This is a genomic window from Lentzea sp. NPDC055074 (genome assembly GCF_053608005.1).
In genome coordinates this window covers 18,948-36,620 of record NZ_JBSGUQ010000006.1, presented here as the reverse complement: position 1 = coordinate 36,620, position 17,673 = coordinate 18,948, and the positions used below count along the sequence as shown (strand labels likewise).

The window sequence follows — 17,673 nt, the reverse complement described above, 5'->3', positions numbered from 1 at the left end:
CTGAGCCTGGGAGCTACTTGTGTGTTCCCCGGAGGCGTTCGGCGATCTGTTCCGGGGTCACGTCGTTGATCCACACGGCCTCACCGGACTCGGAGCCCGCGAGGTACTTGAGCTTGTCCTTCGTCCTGAGCACCGAGAAGACCTGCAGGTGCAGCCACATCTCCTCGCGGCCGACGTTGACCGGCGCCTGGTGCCAGGCCGCGATGTAGGGCAACGGCCGGTCGTAGAGCGCGTCGAGGCGGTGCAGCACCTTCAGGTAGAGCGACGCGAAGTCGTCACGCTCCACTGAGGACAGTGCGGCGATGTCGGGCACCTGGCGCCGTGGCGCCAGCACGACCTCGACGGGCCAGCGGGCGGCGGCCGGCACGAACGCGACCCAGTGCGGGGACTCATCGATCACGCGCGCGCCCGCGCGTAGCTCGGCCTCCAGCACGTCGCCGAACAACGGACGCCCGTGCTCCGCGTGGTACGCCAGAGCCGCGTTGAGCATGCGTTCGGTACGAGGTGTGACGAACGGGTACGCGTAGATCTGGCCGTGCGGGTGCGAGAGCGTCACCCCGATCTCTTCGCCGCGGTTCTCGAACGGGAAGACCTGCTCGACCCCTGGCAACGTTGACAAGAAGGCGACACGGTCCGCCCACGCGTCCACGACGGTGCGCACGCGCGACTCGGAGAGCTCGCCGAACGACTTGTTGTGGTCCGAGGTGAAGCACACGACCTCGCACCGCCCACGCCCCGGTGCACGCGCGAACAGCTCCTCACCATCCACAGTGGACGGCACGTCCGGCACGTTCTGCGCCAGCGACGGGAACCTGTTCTCGAACACCACGACGTCGTAGTCGGCCTCGGGGACCTCCGTGGGCCGGCCCGGCGTCGACGGGCACAGCGGGCAGAGGTCCGCCGGCGGCTTGTACGTGCGTGTCTGGCGGTGAGCCGCCATGGCGACCCACTCGCGGGTCAACGGGTCCAGCCGGACTTCGGACATCGGCTGGGTCTCCGGGAGGTCCCGGGTGTCCACCGCGACTCTCGGCGGTGCCTCAGCACTGTCGTCGAAGTAGATGATCTCCCGGCCGTCCGCCAGCTTTCCCGCGGTACGCCTCACGCCAACTCCTCGCCACTTCCCGGAACATGAGCCAACACCAACTCGCCGACCTGCTCGCTGAGGATCGCCCGCGCGTCGTCCGGCAAACCCTCGTCCGTCACCAGGACGTGCGCCTCGTCGAGGTCGGCGATCGTGGAAATGCCCACGGTGCCCCACTTCTCGTGGTCCGCGACCACGACGACGCGGCCGGCGGCGTCGACGAGCGCGCGGTCCGTCTCGCTCTCGTTGAGGTTCGGGGTGGTGAAGCCGGAGCGCTCGGCCATGCCGTGCACGCCCAGGAACACCACGTCGAGGTGCAGCGATCGCAACGCCTGCACAGCCACGGGGCCGACCAGCGCGTCGGACGGCGTGCGCACGCCACCGGTCAGCACGACCGTGCGGTCCGTGCGCCCGCTCTGCTGCAGCACGTCGGCGACGCGGATCGAGTTCGTGACGACGGTCAGGTCCGGGATGTCGTCGAGGAACCGGGCCAGCGTCCACGTCGTGGTGCCGGCGGACAGGCCGATGGCGGTGCCGGGACGGACGAGGCCCGCGGCGGCCGCCGCGATCGCCTCCTTCTCGGGGAGCTGCCGCACCGACTTGGCCTCGAACCCGGGCTCGTCGGTCGAGCGCCCGACGACGGACGTCGCACCGCCGTAGACCTTCTCCACCAGGCCACGCGCGGCGAGCACGTCGAGATCGCGGCGCACGGTCATGTCCGAGACGCCGAGCCGCACGACGAGGTCGCTGACGCGCACCGCACCCGTACGACGGACCTCTTCGATGATCACGGCTTGCCGTTGACGTGCCAGCACCTCACACCTCTTCCCTGAGGACGACGACGTCCCCGGCTCGCACGGTGAGGCGTCCGGAGACCTGCGTGCCGGACAACACGTCGACACCGGACGCTTCGATCTCCGCGTCGGCGCCGGTGTGGTTGACGGCGAAGAGGAACGATACGTCGCCCCTGCGCCGCACGAGCTCAATCGGCGAAGGCGACACCGCAACGCCCGCACTGGAAAGCGCGTTTTCCACCGTTCGGCCGAGGCCGCCCTCATCAAGATCACACGCCACGTACCACGCGACACCGTTGCCGAACGCGTTGCGTGTCACCGCCGCCACACCCGGCAACGGGCCGTCGGCATAGGAGACAACGGTGTCAGCGGTGCGCGTGTGCAGGTGCTCCGTCCACAACGAGGCGGTGGACCCGTCGCTCAACGAGACCGTCTCGTTCTCCCGCAGCGGGTGGAACTCCTCGGACCACACGCCCAGCACATCGCGGAACGCGCCGGGGTATCCGCCCAGACGCACCCGCGTGTGCTGGTCGGCCACGCCGGACAGGTACGTGACGACGACATGGCCGCCGCCTGCCACGTAGTCCGCGATGACGGCCGCGTGCGCGTCGGACACCGCGTAGAACGCCGGAACGACGACCAGCGAGTACGCCGAGAGGTTCGTGCCCGGCGCCACGAAGTCGACCGTGACACCGGCGTTCCACAGCGCCTTGTAATAGCCGAGAACGTGCTGCCAGTAGTCGAAGTCCTGCGTCGGGTGGGCGTCCTGGCGCAGCGCCCAGCCGGACTGGAAGTCGAACAGGACGGCGACGGAGGCGTCCACAGTGGAGCCCACGACGTCCGCGAGCTTCGCGTACTCGGCGCCGACCTCGCAGACCTCGCGGTACACCTTCGTGTCCGGGCCGGCGTGCGGGACCATCGCCGAGTGGTAGCGCTCGCTGCCGCCGCGCGACTGCCGCCACTGGAAGAACAGCGTGCCGTCCGCGCCGCGGGCGATGTTCTGGAACGAGTTCCGCCGCTGCTCCCCCGGCAGCTTGGCGATGTTGCGCCGCTGCCAGTTCACCGCGGACGTCGACGCTTCCATCAGCAGCCACGGCTTGCCGCCGGCGAGGCCGCGCACGAGGTCCGCGGACATCGCGAGCTCGACGTGCCGGTCGGGCGACTGGGCGAGCGTGTAGTGGTCGTTCGAGACGAAGTCGACCTCGCGGGCCCACTTCCAGTAGTCCAGGTCGCCGAACGTCCAGTTGACCATGAAGTTCGTGGTGACCGGCACCTCGGGCGTGATCATGCGCAGCACGTCCCGCTCGGCCTTGTACAGCTCGAGGATCGCGTCGTCGGAGAACCTGTCGTAGTCCAGCACGTGCGCCGGGTTCTGGAACGTCGGCGTCACGCGCGGGGGCAGGACCTGCGCGAAGTCGGTGTAGCCCTGGCTCCAGAACGCCGTCGACCACGCGTCGTTGAGCTGGTCGAGCGTGTAGCGGCTCGCGAGCCACTCGCGGAACGAGGCCGCGCACGTGTCGCAGTAGCAGCGCTTGACGTGGCACGCGTACTCGTTGCCGACGTGCCAGGCGGCCAGCGCCGGATGGTCGCGGTAGTGCGAGGCCATCTCGGCGGCCAGCGCGGTCGCCCGGTCGCGGTAGATGGGCGACGACGGGCAGTACGCCTGCCGTGAGCCGTGGGAGAGCCGCACGCCGTCCGCGCGGACGGGCAGCATCTCGGGGTACTCGGTGGTGAGCCACGGCGGGGGCGCGGCGGTCGCGGTCGCGAGGTCGACGCGGATGCCGCCGGCGTGCAGCAGGTCCATCACGCGGTCGAGCCAGTCGAACCGGTACTCGCCCTTGCTGACCTCGATCTTCGCCCAGCTGAAGATGCCCAGGCTGACCATGGTCACCCCGGCCCGGCGCATGAGCTCGACGTCCTCGGCCCAGACGTGTTCCGGCCACTGCTCGGGGTTGTAGTCAGCCCCCCAGCCGAGCCCTGGCAGGTCCGTTGGCCATGTCGTCACGGGCGCAAGCGTGGCGGACGAGAACCCCCAACGTCAACACAAGCAAACACAACTCCGCGTTCGGGTCTGTTCGGCGGTTGACCGGGAAAAGGACCGGGAACTGCTCTGACACCGGCTGTGCTGCGGTTTAACAGCTCCGTAACGGGACTTGACAGGATGTGTGCCTGGGACCACATTATGCGCAACTTTGTTGGAGTCCTGTTCGGTTCACACGAGCGAGCGTCACCTGTAGGAGCGATGATGGTTCTGCACACGCCTGGTTCCACTCCGTTACCGCACCTCGGTCGGCGCGCGATGCTGCGGATCATGCTGGCCGGTGCGGGCGTCGCCGCGACCGGTGGTCTCGCGGCGTGCGGCGGCGGTTCGAGCACGGGTGGTGACTCCAAAGTGGTCACCTTCGGCAACAACCTGTCCGACCAGGTGCCGAAGGACGCGATCACGGCCGCGCTCAAGGGCTTCGAGGGTGCGTCCGGCGGCCTGTCCGTCACGATCAACACCAAGCAGCACGAGCAGTACCAGGAACAGATCAACAACTACCTGCAGGGCAAGCCGGACGACGTGCTCGCGTGGTTCGCCGGCTACCGCATGCGGTTCTTCGCGGACCAGGGCCTCACCGGCGACCTGAGCGACCTGTGGGGCAAGGTCGGCGGCAACTACTCCGACGCGCTCAAGCAGGCGTCGACGGGTTCGGACGGCAAGCAGTACTTCGTGCCGTTCACGCAGTACCCGTGGGGCATGTTCTACCGCAAGAGCGTGTGGCAGGAGCGCGGTTACGCGATCCCGAAGACGCTCGACGAGCTCGTCGCGCTCTCCACGAAGATGCAGACCGACGGCCTGGTCCCGATCGCCTTCGCCCAGAAGCAGGGCTGGCCGGCCATGGGCACGTTCGACCAGCTGAACTTCCGCATCAACGGCTACCAGTTCCACGTGGACCTGCTGGCGGGCAAGGAAGACTGGCAGGACAAGCGCGTCAAGGACGTGTTCGACACCTGGAAGCGGCTGCTGCCGTTCCACCAGGAGAACGCGCTCGGCCGCGAGTGGCAGGAAGCCGCGCAGTCGTTGCAGCAGAAGAAGTCCGGCATGTACCTGCTGGGCTCGTTCCTCGGCCAGCAGTTCCCGGACGCGGAGAAGGACGACCTCGACTTCTTCCCGTTCCCGGAGATCAACCCGCAGCACGGCACCGACACGGTCGAGGCGCCGATCGACGGCTACATGATGGCGAAGAAGCCCGGTAACTCCGAGGGCGCGCTCAAGCTGCTCGAGTACCTGTCGACGGCCGAGCCGCAGCTCACCTACCTGAAGTCCGACTCGTCCGTGGTCGCGACGAACCAGAAGGCCGACACCTCGGGTTACAACTCGCTGCAGAAGAAGGCGGCCGAGGTCATCAAGGGCGCCAAGCACATCACGCAGTTCCTCGACCGCGACACCGACCCGGCCTTCGCGAGCGAGGCGGCCACCAACGGTCTCATCGCGTTCATCAAGGACCCGAACAGCGTCGACTCCGTGCTCAAGGGCATGGCCGACCAGGCGAAGAACATCTTCAAGTGACCGCACTGCAGGAGAAGCCGAAGGCGGTGGCCCCCGACGGGCCGCCGCCTCGTCGGCGTGGAAAGCGTGCCACGGCCCTCGCCGGCACGGACAAGCTCGTGCTGGCGCTCATGCTCGGCATCCCCACGTTCGTGCACCTGCTGTTCGTGTGGATCCCGACGCTGGGCTCGGTCGCGTTGTCGTTCAGCAGGTGGAACGGCATCGGCGGCTTCGAGGACATCGAGTGGATCGGTGTCGGGAACTACACCGAGATCTTCACCGAGTACCCGCGGTTCTGGCCGGCGGTGCAGCACAACCTGATCTGGCTGGCCTTCCTGCTCGTCGTGCCGACGGCGGCGGGCCTGCTGCTCGCCGTGCTGCTCGACCGCGAGCTCCGGTTCAGCCGGATCTACCAGAGCGCGCTGTACATGCCGATGGTGCTGTCGCTCGCGCTGGTCGGGTTCATCTGGCAGCTGATCTACACGCCCGACGGCGGACTGCTGAACTCAGTGCTGGGCCTCGACAAACCCGTCGACTGGATCGGCGACTCGGACATCAACCTCTACGCGGTGCTCGTCGCGGCGGCGTGGCGGCACACCGGCTACATCATGCTGCTGTACTTGGCCGGGTTGAAGTCCGTCGATCCCGCGTTGAAGGAAGCCGCGTCACTGGACGGCGCCTCCGCCTCGCAGACGTTCTTCCGCGTCACCTTCCCGGTGATGAAGCCGGTGAACATCGTCGTGGCCGTGGTGACGGTGATCGAGGCGCTGCGCGCGTTCGACATCGTGTACGTCATCAACAAGGGACGCAACGGTCTGGAGCTGTTGTCGGTGCTGGTGACCGACAACATCATCGGTGAGGCCTCGCGGATCGGCCGGGGTTCCGCGGTCGCGGTGATCCTGCTGACGATCTCGCTCGGCGTCATCATCCCGTACCTGTACCAGGTGTTCAGCAAGGAGAACCGGACGTGACGGCCACGCTGGAACGGCCTTCGGTGCCGGAGAAGAAGACCAGGCCGGTCACCCCGGCGCGGATCGCCCTGCACGCCTTCCTGATCCTCACGTGCCTGATGACGCTGACGCCTCTGCTGTGGGCGGTCTACGCGTCCCTGCGGACGTACGAGGACACGTCGGTCAACGGCTACTTCTCCGTCGCGAAGTCGCTGACGTTCGAGAACTTCGCGAAGGCGTGGGAGATCGGCGACCTGCCGCACTTCTACTGGAACACGTTCCTGATCACCGTGCCGGCGTTGCTCGTCACGCTGCTGCTGAGCTCGATGGTGGCGTTCGCGGTGTCGCGGTTCAGCTTCAAGTTCAACATCGCGCTGCTGATGCTGTTCACCGCCGGCAACCTGTTGCCGCAGCAGGTGATCGTGACGCCGCTGTGGAGGCTGTACCGGCTGATCGAGCTGCCGGCGTGGATGTCGGAGAGCGAGTCGCTGATCGACTCCCCGCTCGGCGTCATCCTGATCCACATCGCGTTCCAGATGGGCTTCTGCACGTTCGTGCTGTCGAACTACATGAAGACCATCCCCTACGAGCTGACCGAGGCCGCACGGGTCGACGGTGCCTCGGTGTTCCGGCAGTACTGGCAGCTCACCCTGCCGCTGTGCCGGCCGGTGCTCGCCGCGCTGGCGACGCTCGAGTTCACCTGGATCTACAACGACTTCCTGTGGGCGTTGGTGCTGATCCAGGACGGCGACAAGATGCCGGTGACCTCGGCCCTGCAGAACCTGAAGGGCACGTTCTTCACCGACAACAACCTGATCGCAGCGGGCTCTCTCCTGGTCGCGCTGCCCACCCTGGTCGTGTTCTTCGTGTTGCAGCGGCAGTTCGTGGGCGGACTGACGCTGGGATCCACTAAGGGCTGAGGACCGACGCGAAAGGGGCGGGGACCACGTGGTCCCCGCCCCTTTCGCGTTGCCCGGAAGTACTACTTCCCGCCGGTCTGCGGGTTGAAGTCCGAGATCGAACCCCAGCGCCCCACGGGGATCACGATCACGCGGGCCTTGCCCACCACGTTGTCGATCGGGATCGCGCCGTCGGCCGGTGTCGGGTCGCCGTGCTTGCGCGAGTCCGACGAGTTGTTGCGGTTGTCGCCCATCACCCACAGCTTGCCCGCGGGGACGGTGACCTTCTCGAACGAGTCCTGCTGGCGCGGGCCGCCGCCGAAGTTCAGGTACGGCTCGTCGAGCGGCTTGCCGTCGACCATCACGCGGCCCTGGTCGTCACAGCACTCGACGGTCTGGCCGCCGACGGCGATGACGCGCTTGATGAAGTCCGTGCCGCTGGGCTCGGAGAGGTTCACCATCGACCCCAGGTCCTGCAGGGTGCCGACCACGAAGTTCGGGGGCTCCTTGCCGCCGGTCCAGTTCGGCGGGCCGCGGAAGACGATGACGTCGCCGGGGCGCGGGTCGTTGAACAGGTACGTGATCTTCTCGACCAGCACCTTGTCGTTCACGCAGCCCGTGCAGCCGTGCAGCGTCGTCTCCATCGAGGCGGACGGGATGACGAACACGCGCGCGACGAACGTCTGGATGACGACGGTCAGCAGCAGCGCGACGCTGAAGATGACCAGCAGCTCTTTCCAGAACGGCTGCTTCTTCTTCGCCTTCTTCTTGGAGAACCTCGGCGCGCCGTCCTCGTCGTAGGAGGAACGACCCTCGTACTTGGAAGAGGACGAAGACCGCGAACCGGACGTCGAGAAGCGCGTCGTGGGTTCTGCGGGGCCGTCGCCCGAGGAAGGGGTCGTCTCCCAGGTCGACGAAGAATCGTCGTTCACGCGATGACTCACACGCTCCACCTTACGGACGTCCGGGTAGGCGCAACGTGAACAGGGCTCCACCCTCGGGGGCTCTGCCCGCCGTGGCCGTGCCGCCGTGCCGTTGCGCCACCTGCTTGACGATGGCGAGCCCCAGGCCCGAACCCGGCAGGGTCCGCGCCTCGGTCGAACGGTAGAACCGCTCGAAAACGTGAGGTAGATCGGCGTCCGCGATGCCGGGACCCGCGTCGGCCACCTCGACCACGGCGCTGCCGTCGCCCATCTGACGGAGGTTCAGCCGCACCGACGAACCCGAGGGACTGAACTTCACCGCGTTGTCGAGGAGGTTCAGCACCGCGCGTTCGAGAGCGCTCGAATCACCCAGAAGTGTCCACGGCTGCAGCTGCACGTCGAACGTCACGGCGTTCGAGGCGCGGCGGCGGGCGCGGTCCAGCGACCGTTCCACCACCTCGTTCAGGTCGACCGGCTCGTGGATGACCTGCGGCGCGTCCTCGCGGGCGAGCTCGACCAGGTCACCGATCAACGTGGTCAGCTCGTCGATCTGGGCGCGCACGTCGGCCTGGATCTCCGTCTTGTCCTCCTGCGACAGGTTCGGGGAGTCCGGGCGTTCCGAGGCGAGCAGCAGCTCCAGGTTCGTGCGCATGGACGTCAGCGGCGTGCGCAGCTCGTGGCCCGCGTCGGCGACCAGGCGGCGTTGTCGTTCCTGCGACTCGGCGACGGCGCCGAGCATCGCGTTGAAGCTGTGCGTCAGCCGTGCCAGCTCGTCGTCGCCCGCCACCGGGATCGGCGTCAGGTCACCCGTGTTCGCGACGCGTTCGGTGGCCTCCGTCAACCGTTGCACCGGCCGCAGGCTCGTGCGGGCGACGGCCGTGCCCGCGATGGCCGCGAGCAGCACGCCGGCACCGCCGATGAGCAGCAGCACCACGCTGAGCTTCGCGAGCGTGGTCCGCTGCGGCACCATCGACTGGGCGATGATGATCGCCTGGCCGGGCTGGTACGGGACGGCGATGACCCTGGTCTCGGTCTTGTGGTCGGTCCAGATGAACTCGGGGCGGTCGCCGTCCGCGACGTCCCAGGCCTCCTGCGCACTCGGCGGTGGCGTGGAGTCCTTCGGGTAGATGATCTTCCCGGAGTCCGACAGCAGCACGCCCATCTTCACGTCGCCCGCCGCGAGGAACGCCGCCGGGTAGTTGGCGACCTCGTCCGGCGTGGTGACCTTCGTGCCGTTCGCGACGGTGGCGGCCCGCTGGCGCAGGCCGTCGTCGAGGGCGTCGTACGTGCTCTTGCGCACGACCACGTACGCCCCGAGGGACACCAGCGCTACGGCTCCGGCGACGCAGAACGCGGCGAGCCAGGTGACCCGAGCCCGAAGTGACGCCCGTTGCAGGCGTCCCTGGGGTTCAGCGATCACGGAGGGGTCTCCCGCAGGACGTAGCCCACCCCGCGCACCGTGTGGATCAGCCTCGGCTCGCCCTCCAGCTCCGTCTTGCGGCGCAGGTACCCCACGTAGACCTCGAGAGCGTTGCCCGAGGTCGGGAAGTCGTATCCCCACACGTCCTCCAGGATGCGGCTGCGGGTGAGCACCTGGCGCGGGTGCGCCAGCAGGAGCTCGAGCAGCGCGAACTCGGTGCGGGTGAGACTGATCGGCCGTTCGCCGCGGCGGACGTCGCGGGTGGACGGGTCGAGCTCCAGGTCGGCGAACTTCAGCACGGCGGCGGACTGCTGGGCCGCGTCGTCGTCGTGGGCGGCCCGGCGCAGCAGCGCGCGCAGGCGGGCCAGCAGCTCCTCGAGCGCGAACGGCTTGGGCAGGTAGTCGTCGGCACCGGCGTCCAGACCGGACACCCGGTCGCTCACGGCGTCACGCGCGGTGAGCACCAGGATCGGCAGGTCGTCACCGGTGCTGCGCAGCCTGCGGCACACCTCGAGGCCGTCGAGGCGGGGCATCATCACGTCGAGCACCATCGCGTCCGGCCTGGCGGCGGTCACCGACTCCAGGGCCTGCATGCCGTCTCCGGCAGTCTCGACCTGGTAGCCGTTGAACTGGAGCGAGCGGCGGAGTGACTCCCTGACCGCCCGGTCGTCGTCGACAACGAGGATGCGCATGGGGGCAGTCTTGCCGAGGGATCTGAGAGCCGCCTGAGAAGGGCCCTAACTGCGGGTGTGAGTTCGGCGTTAGCCTTCCAGGCCCCTCGCGACGGGTGCGTTCCACTTCCGCCAGAGCGCGATCAGCCTGATGGTGATGATTATTGACGCACCGGTCAGCGCGACCAGGCCTTTCGGAAATCCGGCCCACTCGCCCACCGCGACGACCACCGCTCCGCAGAGCGCTGCCACGGCGTAGATCTCTCTCCTCAGGACCAGAGGAATCTCACGGAGCAGCAGATCGCGGAGTGCGCCACCGCCGATGCCCGTCGTCATGCCGATGAGGCACGCCGCGTACGGGGTCGCTCCGAGTGACAACGCCGTCGACGTGCCGGACGTGACGAACAGGCCGAGCCCCACCGCGTCCAGCAGCAGAACGCTGCGGCGGAGCTTCGCGACCTGCGGGTGGAACCAGAACACGATCAGGCCCGTTCCGCCGGCGACGAGCAGGTAGGGCCAGTTCCGCAGGCTCGTTGGCGGGTGCACGCCGAGCAGCACGTCACGGACGATGCCGCCGCCGAGCGCCGTGGTGAGGGCCAAAATGATCACGCCGAACACGTCGAGGCGCGCGCGGACGGCGGCCACCGCTCCGGAGGCGGCGAAGACCGCGATACCGATCAGCTCCAGGACGACGAGCAGCACCCGCGGAGGTTAGCGAGGGGGCGCTGTCCTGCGGTAACCGGCGTCCAGCCGCCCTCCCGCGGACACCAGCACGGCCTCCACGACGGCGATGAACCGCTCGGCGCCCTCGCCCCTCACGAACGCGCGGTAGGAGTCGACGAGCTCGTCCTCCTTGGCGTCGCGCAACCGGCGCAGCAGCCACTTCCCGTGCCCGAGCCAGCGGTTCTGCACGACCAGCGCGAGCTCTCCCGCGCACGTCAGCAGCCGGGCCGCGATGAACAGGCGCTCGTCCTCGTCCCGTGCGCCGATGAGGTCTTCGAGCAGGTCCGTGGTGCCGTAGCGACGGTCTTCCAGTTCGGTGACGGTCGCGAGCGGAGGGCCCGCGTCCAGCAGAGCGCGCGCCTCGGCACGCATGTGCTGACCGGTGCCGTCGGCGTCGAGCATCAGGAACCCCTCGGCGCACATGTGCAGCAACGGGGGCCGCCTGCCCTCGGTGTCACGGGCGACGAAGTCCCGGAACGACTCGACCGTGTGGCAGAACAGCTCGACCGGCCAGCCGCGGTGCCGCAGCGTCTCGCGGAACGCGCCCGGCAGGTCGTCGACGATCACGACCATGTCCAGGTCGGAGTTCGCGGTGTAGTTGCCCGCCGCCACGCTGCCGCCGAGGAACGCGGCCCTCGCGAGCGGGTACTGGACGTCGAGCAGGTCCCGTGCCACCTGCACCGGGTCCTTGTCCCAGTCCAGCGGGTGGCCGGTGACGTAGTAGTCCTCGTCGGGGTCGAGCGGGCCGAGCACCCGCTCGACGTGCGGCCGGATCTCGGGCCGCACCTCGTTCAGGTCGACGAGCCACGGGTTGTCCTCGACGTCGAAGAACGGCCTGATCGCCAGGAACTGCGCTCGCGAGATCTCCCGCACGCTGACCGGCGACCCGCTGCGTCGCTTCGCATAGCCCTTCAGGCGCCAACCCATGTTGTCGCCGTAGGCATGCCTGACCTCGTCCTGGTCCCCCGACATCCGTCCATTGTGACCGAGATGCGGGTGGGGACCCCGTAATGAAAGCCGTTCGTCAGAAGAAGTCCGCGAGCCGCGGGACGCCGGACGAGGCCGTGAGCTGGTCGAGCACCGCCGCGGCGGCCGGGTCTCCCTCCAGCAAACCCGCGCGCCGCAACGCATGCGTGGTCTGCGCGCCGGAGAACCACGGTCCGAGCGCCCGCGCGTGCAGCCGCACCGCGCCCGTGCCACCAGGTTCGACGCGCACCGAACCGTCTTCGACGACGAGCCGCTGCGGGCCCGCGTGCCAGGGCGCGTGCTCGTCGACGACCTCCAGGTCGACCGCGGTGTCGGCGAGCCGCGGCCACCCCCGTGCGGCGACGGCGGCGGGCAGGTCGACCACGCGTTGCATCCAGGTCGAGGTCCAGACGGAGTAGCGCAACGGCGTACCGCCCAGGAGGTTCACCGTCGCCGGGTCGGTGATCCGCAGGTCGACCGCTTCGAGCAGACCGGCCCACGACGCCAGCGACGCGAGCAGGGTCAGCTGGGCCTCGACGTCGACGGCGATGAGGTCCTGCACCTTGAGGCGGCCGAGGTCACCACCGGACTCGCGGGTGGCGGTGAGGTATCCGCGCAGGCCGTTCGGGCCGGGCAGCACCGTCACCAGGTCCAGTTCGAGGACCTTGTCGAGCTCCATCCTCGGTGGGCGGCGGTCGGCCATGCCGTCGATCGTCCGCGCCACCTCCAGATAGCACTCGTGCAGCGCGGGGAGGTCGCTCTTCTCCGCGGGACGCGAAGGGATCTGCTCGCTGGGCTTCGGCACCGTGAGCAGCCGGTCCATCGGCAGCTCGACCCACTCGAGGACCCCGGCCTTCTCCCAGCCGCGGCGCCGGTACAGCGTCGGCACGGTCGGGTAGAGCGCGGAGATCGGCTGACCGTGCTCCCGCATGGTGCTCAGCGCCGCGTCGAGCAGGGCGTTTGCGATCCCCCGGCCGCGGTAGGCCCCGTCGACGGCGACACCGCCGATCCCGCCCATGGGGACCGCGGCGCCACCGTAGAACTGGGCGTACGAGCCGATGCCGAGCACACCCGCGACCCGGCCGTCGATCTCGGCGAGGAGTCCGTGCGAGCCCGGCCTCAGCAGCGGACCCGGCGGCGGCTCCCCGTTGAACGCGACCTTGCGCAACCGGAACACGGCGTCGCGGTCGTCCTCGGTGAACTCGCGGATGTGCACGGACAACTATCTACCAGGTGAAGAAGCCCTGACCCGACTTCTTCCCCAGCTCGCCGCGGGCGACCTTGTCCCGCAACAGCGCCGGGGGCTCGAACCGCGGCCCCAGCTCGGCCGCCAGGTTCTCCGCGATGGCCAGCCGGACGTCGAGCCCGACGAGGTCCGTGAGCTCCAGCGGGCCCATCGGCCAGCGGTAACCGAGCTTCATGCCGGTGTCGATGTCCGCGGCGGAGGCGACGTTCTCCTCGACCATGCGGATCGCCTCCATGCCGACGGCGACGCCCAGCCGTGAGGTCGCGAAGCCCGGTGAGTCGCGCACCTCGATGACGGTCTTGCCCATCTGCTCGGCCCAGGTCCGCACCTTGGCCACGTTCGCGGGGTCGACGCCCTCGTGGTGGACGAGCTCGACGAGCTGCTGCACCGGGACGGGGTTGAAGAAGTGCATGCCCAGCACGCGTTCGCCGGGCAGTCCGGCGGCGATCTCGGAGATCGACAGCGACGACGTGTTGGACGCCAGCACCGCGTCCGGGCACTTCGCCGCCGCGGCGCCGAGCACCTTCTGTTTCAGCGGCACGTTCTCCGGCACGGCCTCGACGACCAGCGCGGCGTCGGCGGGCAGCTCCCCCGTCGTCAGCCTCGCGAACGCCGCCTCGGCGTCGTCGAGCTTGCCCTTCTCCTGCGCCCTGCCGAGCGAGCGCCGGACGGCCGCCCTGCCCAGTTCGGCGCGCTCGGCGTCGGCCTCCGACAACGTGACGTCGTGGCCGTTCGCGAGCAGGAGGTGCGCGATGCCCGCGCCCATCGTGCCGCCGCCGATGACGACGGCCCTCACTTCTCGACCACCCCGGCGCTGAACATCGCGACGAGCTCCATGCCGCCGATCTCGGCGAGGTTGGCGCCCGACGTGGCCCACTCCGGCGACTGCAGGGCGGCCTTGAACGACTCCTCGGACTCGAAGTACATCTCCGCCATCAGGTGCAGCTCGGTCTCACCGAGGAACCCCGCCAGGAAGACCCGGTCCACCGAGGCGACCTCGGCGCGGACCAGGCCGGGAACCGAGCTCACGATCGGCAGGTGCGACTCGAAGTACTTCTGGTCGAAGCCCTCGGGGTCCGCGGGCTTCTTGTAGAGCGCGACGTACTTGATCATGTGACACCGTCCTCCTCGACTCGCCGAGCACTGTAACGCCCGGTGCGCTCACGGGGCTGAGGCACGATGGTGGGGTGCGGATCATCCTGCTGCGCCACGGACAGAGCCTCGGCAACGTCGACGAGCTCGCCTACTGCCACATCCCCGACCACGCCCTCCCGCTCACCCCCACCGGGGAGGACCAGGCGCGCGCCGCGGGTCCCGTGATCAAGGACCTGATCGGCGACGGGCCGGTCGCGGCCTACGTCTCGCCGTACACGAGGACGAAGCGGACGTTCGAGCTGCTGGGGATCGACGCCGAGCGGATCGTCACCGAGCCGAGGGTGCGCGAGCAGGACTGGGGCAACCTCCAGGACCCGGTGCAGCAGGAGGTGCTCAAGCACCAGCGGCACGCGTTCGGCCACTTCTTCTTCCGGCTGCCCAACGGGGAGTCGGGCGCGGACGTGGACGACCGGGTCGCGGCGTTCCTCGACGGCCTGACGGTGCGGATGCACAAGGACGAGGACCACCCGAAGACGGTGCTGGTCGTGTCGCACGGCCTGACGATCAGACTGCTGTGCCGCAGGTTCTTCGACTGGAGCGTCGAGCTGTTCGAGTCACTGTCCAATCCGGACACCTGCGAGAACCGCGTGATCGACCACGACGGCTCGGGGTGGAGGCTGGACCGTCCCTTCGACCAGTGGCGCGACTCACCGGACGGAACGGTCCAGCAGACCCTTTAGAGCAACCCGCGCTTGTAGGCCGCGACGAGCCTGCGCGGCACGAGCAGTTCCTTGCCGTCCAACGTCCGCACGCGCACCAGGTCCGGAGCCGTGGCCTTCCACTGCGACCGCCGGTGCCGCGTGTTGGACCGGGACGTCTTGCGCTTGGGAACGGCCATCAGCGCTCTCGCTTTCCGTAGCGGCGGTTGAACTTCTCGACCCGGCCGGCGGTGTCCATGACCCGCTGGGTGCCCGTCCAGAACGGGTGCGAGTCGGCGGTGACGTCGACGGTCAGCAGCGGGTAGGAGTTGCCGTCCTCCCACTCGATCGTCCTGCTCGACGTCGCCGTCGAGCGGGTCAGGAACGTCTTTCCGGTGGACGCGTCCTGGAAGACGACCGGGTGGTAGTCGGGGTGGATTCCGGGTTTCATGTGGCCAGCTTTCGGATCGAGTCCACGAAGGACAGTTCGTCGTCGGTGAGCAGCGCGCCCGCGAACGCGTCGGTGATGGCGTCCGGTTCGCCGAGGGTGATCGCCACGATCTGGGTGGTCCTGCCACCACGAGGCCCGCCCTCGCCGACGTGCATGCCGCAGCCCGCGGACTCCAGGTGCAGCGCGGCGTCCGGCTCGTCGGCGACCCAGAGCCGGCCGCGCGACCGCACGACCGTTCCGTCCAGCAACGAGTCGAGCGCGTCGTTGAGGCGTGCCGGGTGGAACGGCCGGTCCGCCGTGAAAACCGCTGTCGAGACACCGCATTCGGGCTTCAGGGGCATCAGCCGCGGTCGCACACCGCGCTGGACGACCACCGTCTCGGGCGTGCAGCGGTGCGCGCCGGGAGCGAGGCGGTCGAGCACGGCCAGCGTGCGTTCGTCCGCGTCTCCTTGCAGCACCAGCACATCCGCGGCCTCTGCCTGCGCGACGACGACCTGCGCGACGGTGCGTCGGTCGGTGGTCATCGAGGCGTCGCTCAACGCGTCGTCCAGCCACGACGCCGCGTCGAGGACGGTGATCACGCATTCGACGTCGAAGCCGAGGTCGCGGCGCACCGCGTCCGGCTCCAGCAGCGGGTCCAGGTGCAGCACGACGGTGTGGCCGGCCAGCTCGGCGAGCACCGAACGCAGGTCCTCCCGCACGGTGCAGGACGCACAGCCGTGGTCCAGGTCGACCTCGGTCACGACGCCGTCGACCCACCGCCGCACGCACGTGTCCGCAACGACGTGCCGCACCAGCACCGAACCGGGCCGGTCCCGCCACACCCGCACAGCGACGTCGTGGTCGGCCAGCCCCGCCACCATAACGACAACGGTTTCCATGTGAGGTACCGTAGATGAAAACGAAAGTCGTTTCAATCTGCATGGAGGTACCAGTGCGCTGCCAGCTGACCGGCCGTGAGCCGGGCTTCGGCAACCGCGTCTCCCACTCGCAACGCAAGACGCGGCGACGGTGGAACCCGAACGTCCAGGCCAAGCGGTACTTCGTGCCGTCGCTGAACAGGTTCGTGACGCTGACGCTGTCCGCGAAGGGCATCAAGACCATCGACAAGATCGGCGTCGAGGCCGCGGTGGCGCGACTGCGCCGGCAGGGGGTGAAGGTCTGATGGCCAAGAGCACGGACGTCCGGCCGATCATCAAGATGAGGTCGACCGCCGGAACCGGTTACACCTACGTGACCCGCAAGAACCGGCGCAACGACCCGGACCGCCTGGTGCTGCGCAAGTACGACCCGGTCGCGCGCAGGCACGTCGACTTCAAGGAGGAGCGCTGATGGCGAAGAAGTCGAAGATCGCCGCGGACCAGCGCCGCCGCGTGGTCGTGGCCCGGTACGCGGAACGGCGTGCCGAGCTCAAGGAGATGCTGCGGCACCCGGAGACGCGCGCGGAAGCGTTGCGGGGTCTGCAGAAGCTGCCGCGCGACGCGTCGCCGACCCGGTTGCGCAACCGGGACGCCGTGGACGGACGGCCGCGCGCCTTCAACCGGAAGTTCGGCCTGTCCCGCGTCCGGCTGCGGGAGATGGCGCACCGCGGTGAGCTGCCCGGCGTCTCGAAGGCGAGCTGGTGATGCGCGAGAAGAGGCCGCTCAAGCGCAGGGTGAACCTGCTCGCGAAGGAGGGCGTGACCGTCGTCGACTGGAAGGACGTCACGCTGCTGCGCAAGTTCCTCTCGGACCGGGGCAAGATCCGGTCCCGGCGCGTGACCGGCCTGACGCCGCAGCAGCAGCGTCAGGTCGCCACCGCCATCAAGAACGCGCGGGAGATGGCCCTGCTGCCGTACCCGTCACAAACGAGATGATCCGCAGCGCCGCGCTGGCCAGCAGTGCCAGCGCGGCCAGCTGCACCAGCAACGCGAGCACCCAGGTCGTGTGTTCATCGACCGTCAGGTCGCCACGAACACCCACCAAGAAGGTCGCGTAGAGGCCCCAGCACTGCAGTGCGGCGAGGCCCGCGCCGACGACCGTCGTCTTCAGCGAGACGAGCACGACGACGGCGGCGAGCAGGATCAGAGCGAGCAGCGGCCAGGCCCCGGTGAACGTGGTCACGCCGACTCCGCCGCCGAATCCGAGCGCCGAGCCGTAACCACCCTTCATTCTTCGCATCCGATCGGTCTATCGCCTCAGGTGAGATCAGCGCCACCTCTCCGGCGTGAAGTTGGTGCTTTCGA

General features: G+C 68.8%; 23 protein-coding genes. 8 read left to right on the top strand and 15 right to left on the bottom strand.

All coding sequences use genetic code 11. The features are described from left to right. Window positions 1-13 precede the first annotated feature (13 nt). The 3 genes from galT to ACWF7A_RS15920 are packed head-to-tail and all read right to left on the bottom strand — an operon-like array spanning window position 14 to window position 3,880. A complete protein-coding gene (gene galT, locus ACWF7A_RS15930; RefSeq protein WP_452251189.1) occupies window positions 14-1,102 on the bottom strand; it encodes a galactose-1-phosphate uridylyltransferase in 1,089 nt (362 codons plus the stop codon). Continuing rightward, entirely contained in the window at window positions 1,099-1,896 is a 798-nt protein-coding gene (locus ACWF7A_RS15925; protein WP_065914902.1) for a DeoR/GlpR family DNA-binding transcription regulator, read from the bottom strand. Before ACWF7A_RS15925 ends, galT begins: the two co-directional genes overlap by 4 nt. 1 nt (window position 1,897) lies before the next feature. Next, window positions 1,898-3,880 (bottom strand): beta-galactosidase, encoded by a 1,983-nt coding sequence (locus ACWF7A_RS15920; RefSeq protein WP_452251188.1) that lies wholly within the window; start codon window positions 3,878-3,880, stop codon window positions 1,898-1,900. Window positions 3,881-4,120: 240 nt separating this feature from the next. On the opposite strand from ACWF7A_RS15920, the gene ACWF7A_RS15915 reads away from it, so the two are divergent. Genes ACWF7A_RS15915 through ACWF7A_RS15905 form a run of 3 tightly spaced genes read left to right on the top strand, consistent with a single transcriptional unit; the run spans window position 4,121 to window position 7,277 of the window. Further along, window positions 4,121-5,428, top strand: coding sequence for an ABC transporter substrate-binding protein (locus ACWF7A_RS15915; RefSeq protein WP_452251187.1), 1,308 nt, complete (start codon window positions 4,121-4,123; stop codon window positions 5,426-5,428). Continuing rightward, the gene (locus ACWF7A_RS15910; protein WP_452251186.1) at window positions 5,425-6,378 is read left to right on the top strand and encodes a carbohydrate ABC transporter permease; all 954 of its coding nucleotides are present in this window, start codon (window positions 5,425-5,427) and stop codon (window positions 6,376-6,378) included. Before ACWF7A_RS15915 ends, ACWF7A_RS15910 begins: the two co-directional genes overlap by 4 nt. Then, window positions 6,375-7,277 carry a carbohydrate ABC transporter permease gene (locus ACWF7A_RS15905; protein WP_452251185.1) on the top strand — a complete coding sequence of 301 codons (903 nt, stop codon included), beginning with the start codon at window positions 6,375-6,377 and terminating at the stop codon, window positions 7,275-7,277. The genes ACWF7A_RS15910 and ACWF7A_RS15905 overlap by 4 nt, the downstream gene beginning before the upstream one ends. A gap of 62 nt (window positions 7,278-7,339) precedes the next feature. Here the strand turns inward: ACWF7A_RS15905 and lepB are convergent, their stop codons facing one another. From lepB to ACWF7A_RS15865, 8 genes are all read right to left on the bottom strand, one after another. Then, window positions 7,340-8,200 (bottom strand): signal peptidase I, encoded by an 861-nt coding sequence (gene lepB / locus ACWF7A_RS15900; protein ID WP_452251184.1) that lies wholly within the window; start codon window positions 8,198-8,200, stop codon window positions 7,340-7,342. Between the two features lie 10 nt (window positions 8,201-8,210). Next, the gene (locus ACWF7A_RS15895) at window positions 8,211-9,596 is read right to left on the bottom strand and encodes a sensor histidine kinase (protein WP_452251534.1); all 1,386 of its coding nucleotides are present in this window, start codon (window positions 9,594-9,596) and stop codon (window positions 8,211-8,213) included. Next, window positions 9,596-10,291, bottom strand: a complete 696-nt coding sequence (locus tag ACWF7A_RS15890) for a response regulator (protein ID WP_439663108.1) — start codon at window positions 10,289-10,291, stop codon at window positions 9,596-9,598. Before ACWF7A_RS15890 ends, ACWF7A_RS15895 begins: the two co-directional genes overlap by 1 nt. 69 nt (window positions 10,292-10,360) lie before the next feature. Then, on the bottom strand, window positions 10,361-10,972 hold the full coding sequence (locus tag ACWF7A_RS15885; RefSeq protein ID WP_452251183.1) for a trimeric intracellular cation channel family protein: 612 nt from the start codon (window positions 10,970-10,972) through the stop codon (window positions 10,361-10,363). 9 nt (window positions 10,973-10,981) lie between these two features. Continuing rightward, complete coding sequence (locus ACWF7A_RS15880; protein ID WP_452251182.1) at window positions 10,982-11,965, bottom strand: nucleotidyltransferase domain-containing protein; 984 nt, start codon at window positions 11,963-11,965, stop codon at window positions 10,982-10,984. A 52-nt stretch (window positions 11,966-12,017) separates the two neighbouring features. Then, window positions 12,018-13,175, bottom strand: coding sequence for a GNAT family N-acetyltransferase (locus ACWF7A_RS15875; protein WP_452251533.1), 1,158 nt, complete (start codon window positions 13,173-13,175; stop codon window positions 12,018-12,020). 10 nt (window positions 13,176-13,185) lie between these two features. After that, entirely contained in the window at window positions 13,186-14,001 is an 816-nt protein-coding gene (locus ACWF7A_RS15870; RefSeq protein ID WP_452251181.1) for a 3-hydroxyacyl-CoA dehydrogenase family protein, read from the bottom strand. Next, window positions 13,998-14,318, bottom strand: coding sequence for an EthD family reductase (locus ACWF7A_RS15865; protein ID WP_452251180.1), 321 nt, complete (start codon window positions 14,316-14,318; stop codon window positions 13,998-14,000). Before ACWF7A_RS15865 ends, ACWF7A_RS15870 begins: the two co-directional genes overlap by 4 nt. Window positions 14,319-14,392: 74 nt before the next feature. Between ACWF7A_RS15865 and ACWF7A_RS15860 the strand changes: the two genes are divergently transcribed. Then, window positions 14,393-15,040 (top strand): histidine phosphatase family protein, encoded by a 648-nt coding sequence (locus ACWF7A_RS15860; RefSeq protein WP_452251179.1) that lies wholly within the window; start codon window positions 14,393-14,395, stop codon window positions 15,038-15,040. On the opposite strand, the gene rpmF is transcribed toward ACWF7A_RS15860, so the two are convergent. From rpmF to ACWF7A_RS15845, 3 genes are read right to left on the bottom strand one after another with little or no spacing between them, the layout of a single operon-like run. Continuing rightward, window positions 15,037-15,198, bottom strand: a complete 162-nt coding sequence (gene rpmF, locus ACWF7A_RS15855; protein ID WP_071812574.1) for a 50S ribosomal protein L32 — start codon at window positions 15,196-15,198, stop codon at window positions 15,037-15,039. The genes ACWF7A_RS15860 and rpmF overlap by 4 nt on opposite strands. Further along, complete coding sequence (locus ACWF7A_RS15850; RefSeq protein WP_452251178.1) at window positions 15,198-15,449, bottom strand: type B 50S ribosomal protein L31; 252 nt, start codon at window positions 15,447-15,449, stop codon at window positions 15,198-15,200. Before ACWF7A_RS15850 ends, rpmF begins: the two co-directional genes overlap by 1 nt. Then, window positions 15,446-16,330: a GTP-binding protein gene (locus tag ACWF7A_RS15845; RefSeq protein WP_452251177.1), complete on the bottom strand. Its 885-nt coding sequence runs from the start codon at window positions 16,328-16,330 to the stop codon at window positions 15,446-15,448. The genes ACWF7A_RS15850 and ACWF7A_RS15845 overlap by 4 nt, the downstream gene beginning before the upstream one ends. A gap of 53 nt (window positions 16,331-16,383) precedes the next feature. Here ACWF7A_RS15845 and rpmB point away from each other — a divergent pair, with 53 nt between their 5' ends. From rpmB to rpsR, 4 genes are read left to right on the top strand one after another with little or no spacing between them, the layout of a single operon-like run. Next, the gene (gene rpmB, locus ACWF7A_RS15840; protein WP_452251176.1) at window positions 16,384-16,614 is read left to right on the top strand and encodes a 50S ribosomal protein L28; all 231 of its coding nucleotides are present in this window, start codon (window positions 16,384-16,386) and stop codon (window positions 16,612-16,614) included. Next, window positions 16,614-16,781 (top strand): 50S ribosomal protein L33, encoded by a 168-nt coding sequence (gene rpmG, locus ACWF7A_RS15835; RefSeq protein ID WP_355562243.1) that lies wholly within the window; start codon window positions 16,614-16,616, stop codon window positions 16,779-16,781. The genes rpmB and rpmG overlap by 1 nt, the downstream gene beginning before the upstream one ends. Next, window positions 16,781-17,074: a 30S ribosomal protein S14 gene (rpsN, locus tag ACWF7A_RS15830; RefSeq protein WP_452251175.1), complete on the top strand. Its 294-nt coding sequence runs from the start codon at window positions 16,781-16,783 to the stop codon at window positions 17,072-17,074. Before rpmG ends, rpsN begins: the two co-directional genes overlap by 1 nt. Continuing rightward, a complete protein-coding gene (rpsR, locus tag ACWF7A_RS15825) occupies window positions 17,074-17,304 on the top strand; it encodes a 30S ribosomal protein S18 (RefSeq protein ID WP_439663096.1) in 231 nt (76 codons plus the stop codon). The genes rpsN and rpsR overlap by 1 nt, the downstream gene beginning before the upstream one ends. On the opposite strand, the gene ACWF7A_RS15820 is transcribed toward rpsR, so the two are convergent. Continuing rightward, complete coding sequence (locus tag ACWF7A_RS15820) at window positions 17,252-17,608, bottom strand: hypothetical protein (protein ID WP_452251174.1); 357 nt, start codon at window positions 17,606-17,608, stop codon at window positions 17,252-17,254. The genes rpsR and ACWF7A_RS15820 overlap by 53 nt on opposite strands. Window positions 17,609-17,673 lie beyond the last annotated feature (65 nt).